The 14,161-nt window shown below is 43.6% G+C and carries 15 protein-coding genes; all 15 read left to right on the top strand.

Features of this window, described 5'->3' with window-relative positions; translation table 11 throughout:
* Window positions 1-3: 3 nt before the first annotated feature.
* Complete coding sequence (locus ACZ5C4_RS14475) at window positions 4-792, top strand: Cof-type HAD-IIB family hydrolase (protein WP_464521632.1); 789 nt, start codon at window positions 4-6, stop codon at window positions 790-792.
* A 46-nt stretch (window positions 793-838) separates the two neighbouring features.
* Window positions 839-2,551, top strand: a complete 1,713-nt coding sequence (ptsP, locus tag ACZ5C4_RS14470; protein ID WP_464521631.1) for a phosphoenolpyruvate--protein phosphotransferase — start codon at window positions 839-841, stop codon at window positions 2,549-2,551.
* A 23-nt stretch (window positions 2,552-2,574) separates the two neighbouring features.
* Window positions 2,575-2,853 carry an HPr family phosphocarrier protein gene (locus ACZ5C4_RS14465; protein ID WP_464521630.1) on the top strand — a complete coding sequence of 93 codons (279 nt, stop codon included), beginning with the start codon at window positions 2,575-2,577 and terminating at the stop codon, window positions 2,851-2,853.
* Window positions 2,854-2,864: 11 nt separating this feature from the next.
* Window positions 2,865-3,344: a PTS sugar transporter subunit IIA gene (locus tag ACZ5C4_RS14460; protein WP_464521629.1), complete on the top strand. Its 480-nt coding sequence runs from the start codon at window positions 2,865-2,867 to the stop codon at window positions 3,342-3,344.
* A 37-nt stretch (window positions 3,345-3,381) separates the two neighbouring features.
* Window positions 3,382-3,684: a PTS sugar transporter subunit IIB gene (locus ACZ5C4_RS14455; RefSeq protein ID WP_186876985.1), complete on the top strand. Its 303-nt coding sequence runs from the start codon at window positions 3,382-3,384 to the stop codon at window positions 3,682-3,684.
* A gap of 51 nt (window positions 3,685-3,735) precedes the next feature.
* The gene (locus ACZ5C4_RS14450; protein WP_464521628.1) at window positions 3,736-5,193 is read left to right on the top strand and encodes a PTS transporter subunit IIC; all 1,458 of its coding nucleotides are present in this window, start codon (window positions 3,736-3,738) and stop codon (window positions 5,191-5,193) included.
* Window positions 5,194-5,388: 195 nt separating this feature from the next.
* On the top strand, window positions 5,389-6,465 hold the full coding sequence (locus ACZ5C4_RS14445) for a PucR family transcriptional regulator (protein WP_464521627.1): 1,077 nt from the start codon (window positions 5,389-5,391) through the stop codon (window positions 6,463-6,465).
* Between the two features lie 119 nt (window positions 6,466-6,584).
* A complete protein-coding gene (ade, locus tag ACZ5C4_RS14440) occupies window positions 6,585-8,282 on the top strand; it encodes an adenine deaminase (RefSeq protein WP_464521626.1) in 1,698 nt (565 codons plus the stop codon).
* A gap of 17 nt (window positions 8,283-8,299) precedes the next feature.
* Complete coding sequence (locus tag ACZ5C4_RS14435) at window positions 8,300-8,920, top strand: YesL family protein (RefSeq protein WP_464521625.1); 621 nt, start codon at window positions 8,300-8,302, stop codon at window positions 8,918-8,920.
* The gene (locus tag ACZ5C4_RS14430; RefSeq protein ID WP_464521624.1) at window positions 8,913-9,404 is read left to right on the top strand and encodes a hypothetical protein; all 492 of its coding nucleotides are present in this window, start codon (window positions 8,913-8,915) and stop codon (window positions 9,402-9,404) included. The genes ACZ5C4_RS14435 and ACZ5C4_RS14430 overlap by 8 nt, the downstream gene beginning before the upstream one ends.
* A gap of 4 nt (window positions 9,405-9,408) precedes the next feature.
* Window positions 9,409-10,437, top strand: coding sequence for a LacI family DNA-binding transcriptional regulator (locus tag ACZ5C4_RS14425; protein WP_464521623.1), 1,029 nt, complete (start codon window positions 9,409-9,411; stop codon window positions 10,435-10,437).
* A gap of 19 nt (window positions 10,438-10,456) precedes the next feature.
* Window positions 10,457-10,582: a hypothetical protein gene (locus ACZ5C4_RS14420; protein WP_464521622.1), complete on the top strand. Its 126-nt coding sequence runs from the start codon at window positions 10,457-10,459 to the stop codon at window positions 10,580-10,582.
* A gap of 282 nt (window positions 10,583-10,864) precedes the next feature.
* Complete coding sequence (locus ACZ5C4_RS14415; protein WP_464521621.1) at window positions 10,865-12,286, top strand: ABC transporter substrate-binding protein; 1,422 nt, start codon at window positions 10,865-10,867, stop codon at window positions 12,284-12,286.
* A gap of 92 nt (window positions 12,287-12,378) precedes the next feature.
* Window positions 12,379-13,248, top strand: a complete 870-nt coding sequence (locus tag ACZ5C4_RS14410; protein WP_464521620.1) for a carbohydrate ABC transporter permease — start codon at window positions 12,379-12,381, stop codon at window positions 13,246-13,248.
* Between the two features lie 15 nt (window positions 13,249-13,263).
* Window positions 13,264-14,106 (top strand): carbohydrate ABC transporter permease, encoded by an 843-nt coding sequence (locus ACZ5C4_RS14405; protein WP_464521619.1) that lies wholly within the window; start codon window positions 13,264-13,266, stop codon window positions 14,104-14,106.
* Window positions 14,107-14,161 lie beyond the last annotated feature (55 nt).

The raw sequence follows: 14,161 nt of genomic DNA, 5'->3' as shown, positions 1-14,161 counted from the left end.
CCTGTGAAGTATAAATTGTTGGCAGTGGATGTGGACGGAACACTTCTGGATGACGAACACAGATTATCCAAAAAGAATATAGAAGCGATCAGGAAAGTTCAAAAAGAAGGCGTAAAAGTAATCTTGTTTTCCGGCAGAGGCTATCCGGCGCTAGAAGAGATCATAAAGCAGCTCGGACTAAAGGACGCTGTGGCGACACAGAATGGAAGTCTGGTTTTAGACTGTACGGGAAAGAAGGTTCTGAGAGAAGAATTGATTTCTGAAGAAAATTGTAGAAAAATTTTTTCTTATTGCAGAGAGTACGGCTTCGATCCCCTGATCTACCAGGGGGATAAGGTATATTCGAAGCTGCAAAATGGATACTTAAGTATTTTCGAACGGTGCATGAATCAGAAAGTAATCTTCACGGAGGACATAGAAGAATGCTATAATGGAAAACCTCTGGGGAAAATTCTGGTGTTGGATGAACCAGAAAAAATTTGTCAGATAAAGGACTGGATGGAAGCATATTTTAAAGGAAGTGTCAGTGCACAACTGGCGTATGATTTTTCTCTTGAAATCGGAGGAAGTGATAAAGGCAGAGCGCTGGAATGGATTGCTGACTATTACGGAATCAAAAGAGAAGAAATCGTGGCAGTAGGAGACGGTGAAAACGACAAAAATATGCTCCTATATGCAGGCTTAGGCGTAGCAATGCAGGACGCTATGGAAAATGTAAAAAGCTGTGCGGATAAGGTGACATTGTCCAACAATAAAAGCGGGGTAGCATTTGCGATTGAAACATTTATGTAAGGATACAGTGCAGGTGGAAGTGCACTGATGAAAAAGAGGTGGTGGAATGATTTACGAGGGAACGGCAGTCTCAGAAGGGGCGGCGATAGGAAGTGTATTCCAGTATAAACCCGGCGGACTGAAAGTAGAAGAAACATTCATCAATAAAGAAAAAATAGAAGAAAATATCTGTGCATATCAGGATGTGCTAAAGAAGGCAGAAGAAGAATTACAAGCTTTGACACAGGATATGGATCTGGATGAGGAACAGAAAAAAATCTTCCAGGCGCATATCGACATTGTTCGGGACGAAGAGATGGGACAGGAAATAGAAGACGAAATACGGGAAAATCTGCTTTCGCCAGAATGTGCTGTCAAGACAGTCTATGAAAGATATATTGAAATTATTTCAAAAGCAAAGGATGCGTTGATTCGGGAAAGAGCAGCAGATTTAAAGGATGTAAGCTTAAGGATTATCAGACTGTTACTCGGTGTGAAGGATAATTCCTTAGCGTCGTTACCAGGCGATGTGATTGTAGTTGCACACGATTTGCTTCCCTCTGATACGGCGGCAATGAAAAAGGAACATGTACTTGCCATTGTAACAGAGGTAGGAGGATACACATCACACATGGCAATTCTTGCACGAAATTATGGGATACCGGCAGTATTAGGAGTGCCGGATATTCTTGTAAATACGGAAAACGGACAAAAAATTGCTGTAGATGCACATGCAGGGAAAGTACTTACAAATCTGACGCAGGATCAGGAAAAGCAATATCAGGTAATGCGGGACGTACACTTGAGAAAAATGAGCGATATGAAGCAATACCTCGCTGTAAATCCAGTTACTGTAGACGGAACCAAGATAGATGTATGCTTAAATATTGGCTCCGCCGACAAGAGCGAGCTGGAACTGGAGCAGTATACAGACGGCGTGGGACTGTTCCGCACAGAATTTCTCTATATGAGCAAACAAAAGCTGCCGACAGAGGAGGAACAGTTTCAAGTATATAAGAAAATTGCGGAGGTGTATAACGAAAGACCTGTGGTAATCCGGACACTGGATATCGGTGGAGATAAAAAACTGGATTATTTAGAGCTGCCGCAGGAGGATAATCCGTTTCTTGGGTTGCGCGCTCTAAGGCTTTGCTTTGAGATGAAACCAATTTTTAAAACACAGCTTCGTGCAATTCTAAGAGCAGGATACTACGGAAATATCTGGATTATGTTTCCAATGGTAGGGAGCATCGGCGATATTCGTTTCGCAAAAGAGATCATACGGGAGGTGCGCAGTGAATTAGAAGAAGAGAAAGTGCCCTATGGCAGAGATGTGAAAGTAGGAATTATGGTGGAGATTCCGTCTATCGCTTTGATGGCTGACATTGCGGCATCTGAAGTAGACTTTGCAAGTATTGGAACAAACGACCTGTGCCAGTATCTAATGGCGGTAGATCGGTTGAATCCCAGCGTGGCGAAGTATTACCAGAGTTTTCATCCGGCAATGTTCCGACTGATTAAGCAGATTGTAGAGGAATTTAAGAAACAAGGAAAACCCGTGAGTGTGTGCGGTGAAATGGGCGGAAATCCACAGGCCGTTGCGCTTTTGGCAGGGCTTGGCATCCGGAAATTCAGCATGAATGCATCCTCAGTAGCGTCAGTGAAGAAAATGATTTCTCAGCTGAATATCTGCAAAGCGCAGAGGATGTCCCGAACGGTGCTGGAGTTATCGACAGCCGTCCAGGTAGAAAATTATCTGAACAGCGAGTTTTTGGAGTAAGGCACGAAAAGGAGTGAAAAACCATGTATGCAAAAAAAGTAATGATTGAAAATGAGACTGGGCTGCATGCCCGTCCGGCTTCAGATTTTGTAAATCTGGCGAAAAATTACAACAGCAAAATAACTATTCAGAATATGGATGAGGAAGGAAGCTGCAAGGCAAATGCAAAATCGATTGTGATGCTGATTGCACAGGGACTGTGCAAAGGAACAACGGTAGAAATCAGTGCAGAGGGTGAGGATGAGCAGGCAGCAGTGGAGGACCTTGTCGCCTTGATTCAGACAAAATTTGGAGAAGATTAAAGGAGGAACAGATGGAAGCGATAGGGTTGTACACGAATCAGACAATGATACTGACGGAAGTAACTGCAGGAAACGCAGAGGAGGTCATTCGTCTGCTCGCTGGAAAAGCAATGGAGAATGATTTGATAGAGCCGGAATTTATCACGGCGGTTCTGGCAAGAGAAAAGGAATATCCGACCGGACTTCCCACCGCTGTTCCGATCGCGATCCCACATATACATGACGGGTGCCTGAAATCCTTTTTTTCAATGGTGGTATTAAAAAATCCGGTTTCCTTCCGTTGCATGGGCGATCCGGACGAGACAGTGGAGGCGCCGCTTGTATTTCTGTTCGGAATTACGGATCCAAGCTATCAGACGGCAGTGCTGAAAAAATTCAGCACGATATTCCAGGATGAAGAAACACTCGAGAAACTAAAAAATGTGACAGATGCAGAAGAATTGATGAACCAGATGAAAGGACTTCTGGATGAGTATTTGGTGACAGACTGATGCGAAATGAATCATAAAAATGAAGGAGGACTTGAATATGAAAGCAAAAATTAATATGGCTGTGGCGTGCGGAGGGGGAATTTTTACAACCACAGTGGTGACAGATAAGATAAAGGAAATTTTAAAGAAAGAAAAAATTCCGTTTTCTATCTCTCCACATAAGATTACAGAAGTGCCAAATCTAGAAGGGTATGACTTGATTGTTGTGACAGGAAAAACCAATGCGCAGAACAAAGCCGGTGCTCCAGTTATGCTGGGATTGCCGCTGTTCACGGGGGTAGGGGCAGATAAGTTTACAGAGGAACTGTTGGCAGAGGTAAAAAGGATTATGGCGGAATAAATACATAGTAGAGAAAATAGTTAAGAGAAATGAGATAGGAGGTAGCAGCATATGCAGATATTAATAGACATAGGTAACGCCGTCAACAATGTGATGGGAATTTTTGGCAGTACAATCATCGTACCAATTATCATCTTCATCATCAGTATGTGTATGAGGGTTGGGGTAAAAAAATCATTTCAAGGCGCTATCTATATGGCGGTGGGCCTGACACTCTTCAATGCAGTTCTTGGAATATTGATGAATGCGATTACGCCTTATGTAACGGCAATGGCAGATACTGTGGGCATTTCCCTTCCGTATATCGATATTGGATGGCAGGGCGCATCGGTTGTCGTGTATTCCAACACATTAGGTTATATTTATCTGGTACTTGGTCTTGGATTAAACCTGCTTTTGTTTGGATTGAAATTAGTAGATACGTTCCAGCCGACAGACATATGGAATTATTACCAGTTTGTATTTTGGGCAGTGATTGTGCAGTTTACAACAGGAAGCTTTGCCCTGGGTGTTGCAGCGGCAGTGATGTGCAACTTAGTTGTCCTGCTGATTGCAGATATTATCGCGCCGTCTCTCCAAGAATTTAATGGATATGACAACCTGACATTAACAAGTGTTCCGTCGGGTGGAGCTCCCTTTGCCATGATTGTCAGATGGATTGTAATAAAACTGAAAATTAAGACAAAGCCAGTCAGTGCGGAAAGTCTGCAAAATAAATTTGGATTCTGGGGAGAACCTCTGATTATAGGACTGATTGTCGGAATCCTGATTACAATTTTAGGTTCCTTGACAGGTCTGACAGAGGCTTCTACCTGGTCGGGAATTCTGACTACAGCGATTACAATCGCAGGTGTAATGGTCATTTATCCGTCCGTATCTGGATTGTTTGTAAAAGGCTTAATTCCGCTGAGCCAGTCTATGCAGGCAAGGGCGCAGACAGGAAAGTCGAACCGTAAATATTTTCATGTTGCAATGGATCCGGCGGTTTTCTTTGGAAATGGAGATAACATGGCAGCGGCATTGATTTTAATCCCGATCGTATTCTTTACATCCTTGATTATGCCGGGAAATAAAATTCTTATGCTGGCAGATATTCCGGCGATGGCATTTATGACAGCAGGCTTGATTTGTGTATTTAGAGGCGATATTTTGATGACGATTATATCAGGAACGATCTGGTTTAATATCGCCAATGTTTTGAACTCCGACGTGTGCGCGGCGTTTACAAAAGCGGCAGAATCAGCCGGCGTGGCATCTCAGATGGATTCAGTGGCAAATGCGTTTTCACAGGGACTGGGAATCGCGGCATGGACTGTAGGAACAAATCCAGTACTCTATCTTGTGTACAAAGCATTTTCCGCGGAGGGAGCAATGCGCATTATCGGTGTTATTCTTGTAGTTGCAGTATTCCTTCTGATTTATCTCTCCTTCAGAAGAAATAAGAAAAAATGGTGGATGGCAGCCGGTGCAAGTGAAGAGTATCTCGCAGAGAGAGGATATATTGAATAGACAGTAAAGGGCAGGCAGGAAGTGTGAACTTCCTGCCTGTTTTGCTCTTGAACTCCGCCTTTTTATATTGGATTTATACCCGGGAAATGGTATAATATTCCAGTATGCTCTATATACCGGGGGGGGGGGTAAAAGAAGCTGGAAAATCAAATACTATGCAGAGGTAAAATTTAAATTATTGAAGGCGGTGTGAAAATGGCAGACAGATTCTTTCAGGGATATGTATATCAGTTACAGAACAGTATCTCGAGAACCTTTGGTGTAATAGACAACAGGGAGATTATTTCATGCAGCAATCAGGAACTGATTGGACAGAAAAATACATTCAATCTTATGTCACGGACAAATGAAGAAAACGACGGATTTATTGTGGGGAAAAATACCTATCGGATTTTTTATGAGAATAGTTTGGTGAAGTTTGCGGTCTTTGTAGAGGGAGTTGACAAAGAAGCAAAAGATTATGCGACCATTTTGTCAGTTTGTTTTACCGGTATGAAGTCCTATTTTGAGGAGAAATATAACCGGCATTTATTTTATAAAAACTTGTTTCTGGAAAATATTTTGTCAGAGGATGTAAACGTGAGAGCGAATATGCTGAAAATTCATCTGCTGAAGCCAAGAGCAGTATATCTTCTCAGGTTCGAGTATATCGATCCGCAATGGGAGCTGCATCATCTGTTTCTGGCAATGGATAGACCTGGAAAGTACGAGATTTTCTCTATGACAGAGACGGATGTGATTATTATAGCGGAGGTGCGTTCGAATACTTCGAGGGAAGACTTAGAAAATATGGGGGCATATTTCCAGAAGAAGGCAGAAGAACTCTTTGGTGTTTTACCTGTGGTTGGCATTGGAAGTATTGTGACAGATATACGGCAGTTGACAGAATCTTATAAAGAATCTCTGTACGTGCTGGCGCTTTTGTATTTGTTTGAAGATGGAACAACGGTCATCCATTATAACCATCTGGGGATTAACCGCTTGATTTATCAGCTTCCGCTTCCTTTGTGTGAACGGTATTTAAACGAGGTGTTCATAAAGGGGAGCTTTGCGTCTCTTGAAGAGGAGACACTGGAGACAGTAAAATGCTTCTTCTCCAATGATCTGAATGTGTCGGAAACAGCGAGACAGCTTTTTATCCACAGAAATACACTGATGTATCGGCTTGAGAAGATAAAAAGGCTGACCGGACTGGACATCAGGATATTTGATCAGGCAATTATATTCAAGCTGGCAATGGTGATTTATCGGCACGTGAAATATAAAGAATGATACTCTCATGCAGCCTGCGTTATATCTATGCTTTACAGAAGAGGTTGAATGTGATAAACTATGATAAAAAAATAAGAAGTTTAGCAAGTGAACGGTGGAATAAAGGCGGAGGGGCTGCTATGAGAAAAAGAAGAATACAGGTCGCAAAAGGAGAGATTCCTGCTGACCTCGTGTTGAAAAATGCAAAAGTACTCAATGTTTTTACAGAGGAATTTATCGATGGAGACGTGGCGGTTGTAGACGGCGTCATAGCCGGTGTGGGGAGCTATGAGGGGGCCAGAGAAATAGACTGCACAGGGAAATACATTGTACCGGGATTCATTGATGCCCACGTCCATATTGAATCTTCTATGGTAACGCCACTGGAATTTGCCAGATTTATTGTGCGTAAGGGGACTACCGCTATCGTGGCAGATCCTCACGAGATTGTCAACGTTTGTGGAATGTGTGGTCTTGATTATATTCTGGACGCTTCTGAGCATTCTCCAGTGGATACCTACGTCATGATTCCATCCTCGGTTCCTGCGACAGATGTAGATACCAACGGCGCGGGAAAAATTTTAGCGGAGGATATGCTGCCTTATAAAAGACATCCGAGAATCCTGGGCTTGGGAGAGATGATGCGATTTGTGGATGTACTGAATGGACATGAGGAGACGCTGCGAAAGCTGGATGCTTTTGAGGACATGGTGATAGATGGACATGCACCTAGCATCAGGGGTAAAGAGGTGCAAGCGTACCGCGCGTCTGGTGTTATGGATGAGCATGAGTGCGCGGCTGCAGAGGAAGGATTGGAAAAACTACGTGCAGGGCTTAAAATACTGGTGAGGGAAGGAAGCGGTGCGAGAAATGTAGAGACACTGATGAAAGGCTTTGTAGAAGCTGGGGTATCTCTGGAGAACTGTATGTTTTGTACGGATGATAAGCATCTGGAGGATATTGAGAAAGAAGGACATATCAATGCTTGTATCCGCAAAGCAGTGGCGGTGGGGACACCGGTCATTCAGGCATATAAAATGGCGTCCTGGTATGCGGCGATTGCTTATGGATTGAAGGATATGGGAGCAGTGGCTGCTGGATACGCGGCAGATATGGTTGTACTTGAGAATTTGGAGAAGGCGGAGCCAGAGTTTGTTATTAAGGGGGGAAATGTTGTCACTGATAAGTGGCTTCAGTCTTTTACCTATGAACTGAAAGATAAGTCTCTGTTAAAAACGGTGAAAATCACGAAATTGAGTCTGAAGTCCTTATATCTGGAAAAGAAAGCGGAAAATGATGTGCTAGAGCTTGTGCCGGACCAGCTCTTGACCCGTCATTTAAAAGAGGAAATTCCTGGGGAAGACGGTGTGTTCCGTCCTGACGAGGAATACAGTAAGCTGGTGGTGGTGGAACGTCATGGAAGGAATGGAAAAGTAGGAGTCTGCCCTATGAAAGGCTATGGCATACGAGGTGGAGCAGTGGCGACTACGGTTTCCCACGATTCTCACAATATCATAGCAGCAGGGGACAATGACGAGGATATTCTTTGTGCAGTGTGTGAACTGGAAAAGATGCAGGGCGGATATGTCATTACATCCGGCGGGAAGATTGTGGATGAGCTGCCTTTGACGCTGGGTGGGCTCATGAGTGTAGAGCCGGTGGAGGTTGTTCAGGAGAAAACCTCAAAGATGGTAGAAAAAGCGCGTGCAATGGGGATTAGTAAAGGGGTGGATCCCTTTACAACCCTGTCCTTTATGGCTCTGACAGTCATTCCGGAGATACGGCTGACTGAGGCAGGGATGTTTGATGTAAATAAGATGTGTTTTTTGGAGGCATAGGAGGGGAGCACAAAACCATGAAAAATATTCTGGGACAGGACGGGCTTGTCTATCGTGTCCTCACGAAAACAGTGGATTTGATTATCTTAAATATCCTATTTTGTGTAAGCTGTATTCCCATCTTTACTATAGGAACGGCATGTACAGCACTGTACAGTGTGACACTTAAAATGTGCAAAAATGAGGAATCCTACATTGTGAGGAGCTATGTTCAATATTTTAAACAAAATTTTAAAAAGGCAACGGTGGTGTGGGGGCTCTGTGCCTTGGTGCTATTGTTATTTTATATGGATTTCAGTATTTTGGCGAGTATGAAATCGGAAATGGGGGTTGTGCTCACCACAGCGGTATTGGCGGCGGGGCTTTTCGTGGCAATGGTATTGTCTTACGTGTTCCCATTGATGGCAAAGTTTGAGAATACACTGCCTAATATTTTTAAGAATGCCCTCATCATCTCTATGACGCGAATCCTGTACACGATACCGGTAACGGCGGTGAATCTGCTTTTTGTTTTTGCGATGTTTGCGGGTGGTACGCCCACAGTGTATGGAGTACCGGTGTATGTTATTATTGGTTTTGCTCTTACTGCATATGTGAATTCATTTTTGCTGGGAAAGGTATTTGAGAGATATGTCTGACTGGAAAGTGGTAAAGTTTATCGGACATCATATCGTTGCAATTGTAAGCATTTTGATTACTCTGATAATTGTAGGATATTTTGTAAATATCATGTTTGTTAAAAACAAGAAAGATGTGGTTTCTGTTCTTGTCTTAAAACCTGTTATGGACACATCAGCGCTGGAGCATGAGCTTTCGTCTGTGGTAGAAGTGGGAAAAGGGGAGGAAATCCATATCCAGTCTATTGACTTTGATGTGGCGGCAAATGAGGCAATTGCCACAACATGGCTGCGATCAGGGACGATTGACATTGTGATTGGAAGAGAAGATCAGATTGATTTTTACGAGGAAACAGGATATGTAGGTGAGATACAAAGTGTAGAAGGAAATATCCCAGGCATGGAGGCTGATGCAGGGATAGAAGGGGCGAAAGCAGCATTGACAGTAAACATGCCCCATGAGGAGAATGCCAGGGCAGTGCTTGCATTTTTAGGAAAGAGGTGACAGTGTGGGAATAACGATACGGGATGTAGCAGAACGGGCTGGCGTGTCTGCCGCAAGTGTCTCATTAGTCTTGAATAATAAAGAGTGCAGGATTTCCGATGAGACAAAGCAGAAGATATTTGATGTGGCAGCTGAACTGGGCTACGAAATGCGGAAAAGAAAACATAGGATACAGGCAGCGGCAGGAGGAAAGGTGCTGGGAGTTATTTATTCTGATTTAAACAATGAACTGACGGAGGAATGTATCCGAGGGATGGAGGCGTATGCGTCTATATATGGATACTATACCTTTCATATGTACTGTCAGAATTTTTCCAAGAAGTGCGCAGAGCAAATCGGAATTGCCGCAGAGCTGGGGGCGGCGGGACTTATTATCATACCTCCACTGGATATGAATACAGGGGATAATAATATCCTGCTGGGTGAGAAGCTAAAAAGATCGGGACTTCCCTTTGTGCTGCTAGATAAGGCGATTTACAATGTATTCTGTGATTTTGTCACAGCGGATAATAAGCAGGGTGGGACTATGGCAGTGGATCACCTGTTTGCCATGGGACATAAGAAAATTGGAATCCTCGCCGGCAAACAGGGAATCTATAATACAAGGAAACGGGTGGAAGGCTACCGCGAGGGATTGATGCTAAAAGGCATACCGTTTGATGAATCCCTTGTATATTATAGCGAATACACAGAGGAAGGCGGGCTTGAGGGGGCTCGCTGTCTGACGGAGAAAGGGATATCTGCTTTCGTAGCATGTGGGAGAACACTTGCGGCAGGTGTCTACGCTTTCGCACAGCAGCAGGGTAGACAGATAGGTAGGGACATTTCGCTGATCGGCTTTGCCAATGAGGAGGAGGCGAAGAAGTTAAATCCCAGGCTCACTTGTATCTGTCAGCCAGGAGAACAGATGGGAAGGAAAGCAGCGGAAGTTCTTATAAAGAAGGTGGAGAATGGAGAAGGGGACGGTATCAAAACAAATTACTTTACTCCATCGCTTATAGAAGGAGAGTCTGTAAAGGACAAAACTATTTAAAAAAAAGAAGATAGTGCGCATGGTTGCGTGGAGCATTTCAATGCTGGCAGCCATGCGTATTTTTATTGGACAAAAGACTGTATTGATCTGCGGAGCGTATTGGGAATACAGTATTTTTTTGACGATAGGATTACGGTTGAAATAGCAAAAAAGTAAGGGCTATTTTTATGCAGATTGTACAGAAAATAAAATTTACCTGTTTTTATCATGCAAACAATTGGTGTTATATATTAAATTAAAATATAATTAACAGAAAATAATTAAAAAATATAATAAAAAACAGAAAAAATATCTAAAACATAAATGAGTGTAAATAAAAATGAAATTGACAAAAGGTAAAAATTAAACTATAATTTGGTTAATAAATAAGAAAAATGATAAACATATGATAAATGTTTATCAAAATTAAAAAGGAGGAATGCAATTTATGAAAAAGAAAATGATTGCGATGTTTCTCGTAGCTTCCATGGCGATGACCATGCTGGCGGGATGTAAGGTATCCACGTCCAAGGACGATGGTGGAAAAGATGGAGGCGAGACAGAAGGGGAAGATATCACGGTCCTGACAGATGAAGAATTAGAAGGCAGAGAAGAGATTACTATGTGGTTTTGGGGCGCAGAGCCTTATGCGCAGGAAGCAATGAAGGAAATCCTGGTGGACAAGTACAATGCCTCACAGGATGAGTATCAGCTTGTCGTAGAGTTCCGTCCGTCGGTAGACTCCGACATGACAACTGCACTGGCAGCAGACCAGGGGCCTGATATTGTATACGGATCTGGTCCGGCATTTGTAATGCCCCTTGTAGAAGCAGGAAAACTGGAAAACTTAGATGCGTACTCCGAACAATATGGATGGGAAGACAAGATCCTGCAACCGTACTATGAATCTGGAACAGTAAATGGTAATCTGTACAGCCTGGTAAACGGTGTCAGCACCATGGGTGTCTTCTATAACAAAAAAGTACTGGAGGACAATGGATGGGAAGTTCCAACGACGATTGAAGAGATGGAAGCTATCATGGATGAGGCTCTGGAAAAGGGGATGTACGCTTCCGTTACAGGAAATAAAGGCTGGCAGCCGGTTAATGAAAACTATGGCTCTCTGTTTCTGACACACATTGCAGGACCGGAAACGATGTACAAAGTTTTGACAGGAGAAGAAAGTTGGGTCAATGACGATGTAAAAGCGGCAATCCAGAAATCTAAAGACTGGTGGGACAAAGGATATCTTGCCGGAGATGACTATGTGAACTTAAACTTCAGTGAATCCTTGCAGCTTCTGTCCGAAGAGAAAGCTCCGTTCTTCGTAGGACCATCCATCGCGTTCCAATGGGCAGCTTCTTACTTCACAGATGACAAAGAAGAAAATATTGCATTCATTCCGTTCCCGGCTACAGAGCAAGTACCGGAGACAACGTATACACTGGGAGCAGCATGTACACTTTCCATCAATGCCAATGCAGAACAATCTCATAAGGATGAGGCGGCGAAAATCATTGACATGATGATGAATGCCGAATTCATGCAGGAGATGACAGCGGCATGGCCAGGATACTGGGGAACCCCGTTAAAAGACCTTTCAACAGTTGATACAAGCGAGATGGGGTACCTGTCGTCTGAATTTGTATCTGTTGTCCAGAGTGTATCTGACGCCGTAAACCAGGGGAACTTTGGTTACTACGACAATGTATTCTTCCCGGCAGATACACAGACTAGAATCGTTAACATTGATGAGGTGTGGTATGACACAACGACCGTTGATGACTATGTACAGTCGCTGGAGGATGCATTTGCAGAAGAGTTCGAAAAGGGACTGGTACCACCGATTCCAGCGCCTGCAATGAAGTAAACTAGATACACAAAAGGGCTGCTGAAGAGGGGGACTCAAAAGCAGCCTTCTTTTTTGCACAGAGCAGAACTCACGAAAAGATGGGAGAAGAAATGAAGACAAGAAAATTTAATTGGAATTATGTCCTGATAGCTCCGGCGCTCATCATCAGTGTGTGTATCATTTTAGTACCGGGCATCATGACGGTTATATATTCGTTTACGGATTGGAACGGGTTATCTCCGGAAATTAACTTTATTGGATTTCGGAATTTTATTGAGTTGTTCCACGATAAAATTTTTTATAAAGCAATTACGAACAATATCATCTGGACAATTCTTTTTCTGACGATACCTGTCTGCATCGGTATGTTGGCAGCGATGCTGCTGCTTTCTAGAAGAAGGACAAGAAGTATTTATCAGGTGGCATTTTTGATACCCTATGTGCTGGCTCCGTCAGTCAACGCAATGCTTTGGCTAAATGTTATTTTTAGTCCGGTATCCGGTGTGATTTCTGTGCTTCGGAACTTAGGAATAGACATTGGCTCTCCGCTTGCAAATGTTAAGACGGCCATTTACGGATGTGCGGCGGTAGATATATGGCACTATTGGAGCTATCTGACTGTCATCTATCTGGCGGCATTACGGCAAACCCCTACCGACCAGGTAGAGGCGGCGAGAGTGGAAGGATGTAACGGCTGGCAGCTTTTCCGTTATATATATCTTCCGAATATCATGTCCACTGTGAGCCTGATGTTTGTCATGATCACCATCGGTTCTTTCCTGGCATTCGACTACATTAAGCTGATGACAGGGGGCGGGCCTGCCCATGCGACGGAAGTGCTTGGAACTTACGCGTATACCTTTGCATTTAGTTCCATGAAAGTAGGCAAAGCAGCGGCATGCGGACTATTCATTAGTTTCTTCGGATTGATCGCGTCCTTTATCTATGCGCGGATAAGCAGAAGAGAAGACAGAAGATAGGAGGAGAAAAGAGTTATGGCGGCGACTTCGAGAAAGAAAAAAATCGGTGTAAACCTGGCGATCCATATCATCCTTCTGATTCTGGCGGTGATATGTCTTGCACCAATCGCATTGGTATTTATAAACAGCTTTAAAGAAAACGCGGAGATTGTGGCAAATCCTCTTTCTATTCCGGTGGTGCTTCACCTGGAAAACTATATTTCGGCGTGGGAGACCGGCAACTTCTCTGTGGGATTTATCAACAGTATCAAACTGACCGGCTGTACGGTTATCATTATCCTGATTACAGCGAGTCTGGCGGGATATGTACTCTCCGGCAAACGTATCAAGGGGAGTGGAGCAGTTCTGATGTATTTTATGATGGCGATGACAGTACCGATCCAGTTGTTCTTGTTCCCACTCTACTACGTATATGCGAATTTGAACTTGATTGGAAATATACCGGCGACCAGTGTTATCTTGGCGGCTCTGTACATGCCCCTATCTGTATTCCTTATGCGGACTTACTTCCTCAATGTACCGAGGGAGTTAGAAGAGTCGGCACGTATTGATGGGGCGGGGACACGACAGGTTATTTGGCATATTATGCGTCCGGTGGTATCGCCTGGACTCATTACGGTGGCAATTCTGGTGGGATTGCAATCTTGGAATGAATATCTGATTTCCTCGACTTTCCTGCAAGGGGCGAAAAACTTTACCGCTACATTAGGCTTCCTTGCCATGAACGGGTCCTACGGCTCTGACATGGGAATTATGATGGCAGCAGCGTTTACCTTGATTGGGCCAATTATTGTATTCTTCCTCTGTACACAGAGATACTTTGTAGACGGTATGGTCAGCGGCGCGGTAAAAGGATAGAGATTTGTGCAACATGCAGGTATTGTCATGTGAACATCCAGAGTCCTGCATAGAA

It is taken from the genome of Mediterraneibacter flintii (genome assembly GCF_055387595.1).
Note: the sequence above shows the minus strand (reverse complement) of the source record. Positions and strands in the feature narration are given on the sequence as shown.

Bases quoted from the DNA above. Each gene is read 5' to 3' on its own strand.
- ade (WP_464521626.1), top strand. From the start codon at position 6,585: ATGAGAAAAAGAAGAATACAGGTCGCAAAAGGAGAGATTCCTGCTGAC.
- ACZ5C4_RS14430 (WP_464521624.1), top strand. From the start codon at position 8,913: ATGTCTGACTGGAAAGTGGTAAAGTTTATCGGACATCATATCGTTGCA.
- ACZ5C4_RS14445 (WP_464521627.1), top strand. From the start codon at position 5,389: ATGGCAGACAGATTCTTTCAGGGATATGTATATCAGTTACAGAACAGT.
- ACZ5C4_RS14460 (WP_464521629.1), top strand. From the start codon at position 2,865: ATGGAAGCGATAGGGTTGTACACGAATCAGACAATGATACTGACGGAA.
- ACZ5C4_RS14465 (WP_464521630.1), top strand. From the start codon at position 2,575: ATGTATGCAAAAAAAGTAATGATTGAAAATGAGACTGGGCTGCATGCC.
- ACZ5C4_RS14435 (WP_464521625.1), top strand. From the start codon at position 8,300: ATGAAAAATATTCTGGGACAGGACGGGCTTGTCTATCGTGTCCTCACG.
- ACZ5C4_RS14405 (WP_464521619.1), top strand. From the start codon at position 13,264: ATGGCGGCGACTTCGAGAAAGAAAAAAATCGGTGTAAACCTGGCGATC.
- ptsP (WP_464521631.1), top strand. From the start codon at position 839: ATGATTTACGAGGGAACGGCAGTCTCAGAAGGGGCGGCGATAGGAAGT.
- ACZ5C4_RS14450 (WP_464521628.1), top strand. From the start codon at position 3,736: ATGCAGATATTAATAGACATAGGTAACGCCGTCAACAATGTGATGGGA.
- ACZ5C4_RS14410 (WP_464521620.1), top strand. From the start codon at position 12,379: ATGAAGACAAGAAAATTTAATTGGAATTATGTCCTGATAGCTCCGGCG.
- ACZ5C4_RS14455 (WP_186876985.1), top strand. From the start codon at position 3,382: ATGAAAGCAAAAATTAATATGGCTGTGGCGTGCGGAGGGGGAATTTTT.
- ACZ5C4_RS14415 (WP_464521621.1), top strand. From the start codon at position 10,865: ATGAAAAAGAAAATGATTGCGATGTTTCTCGTAGCTTCCATGGCGATG.
- ACZ5C4_RS14420 (WP_464521622.1), top strand. From the start codon at position 10,457: ATGGTTGCGTGGAGCATTTCAATGCTGGCAGCCATGCGTATTTTTATT.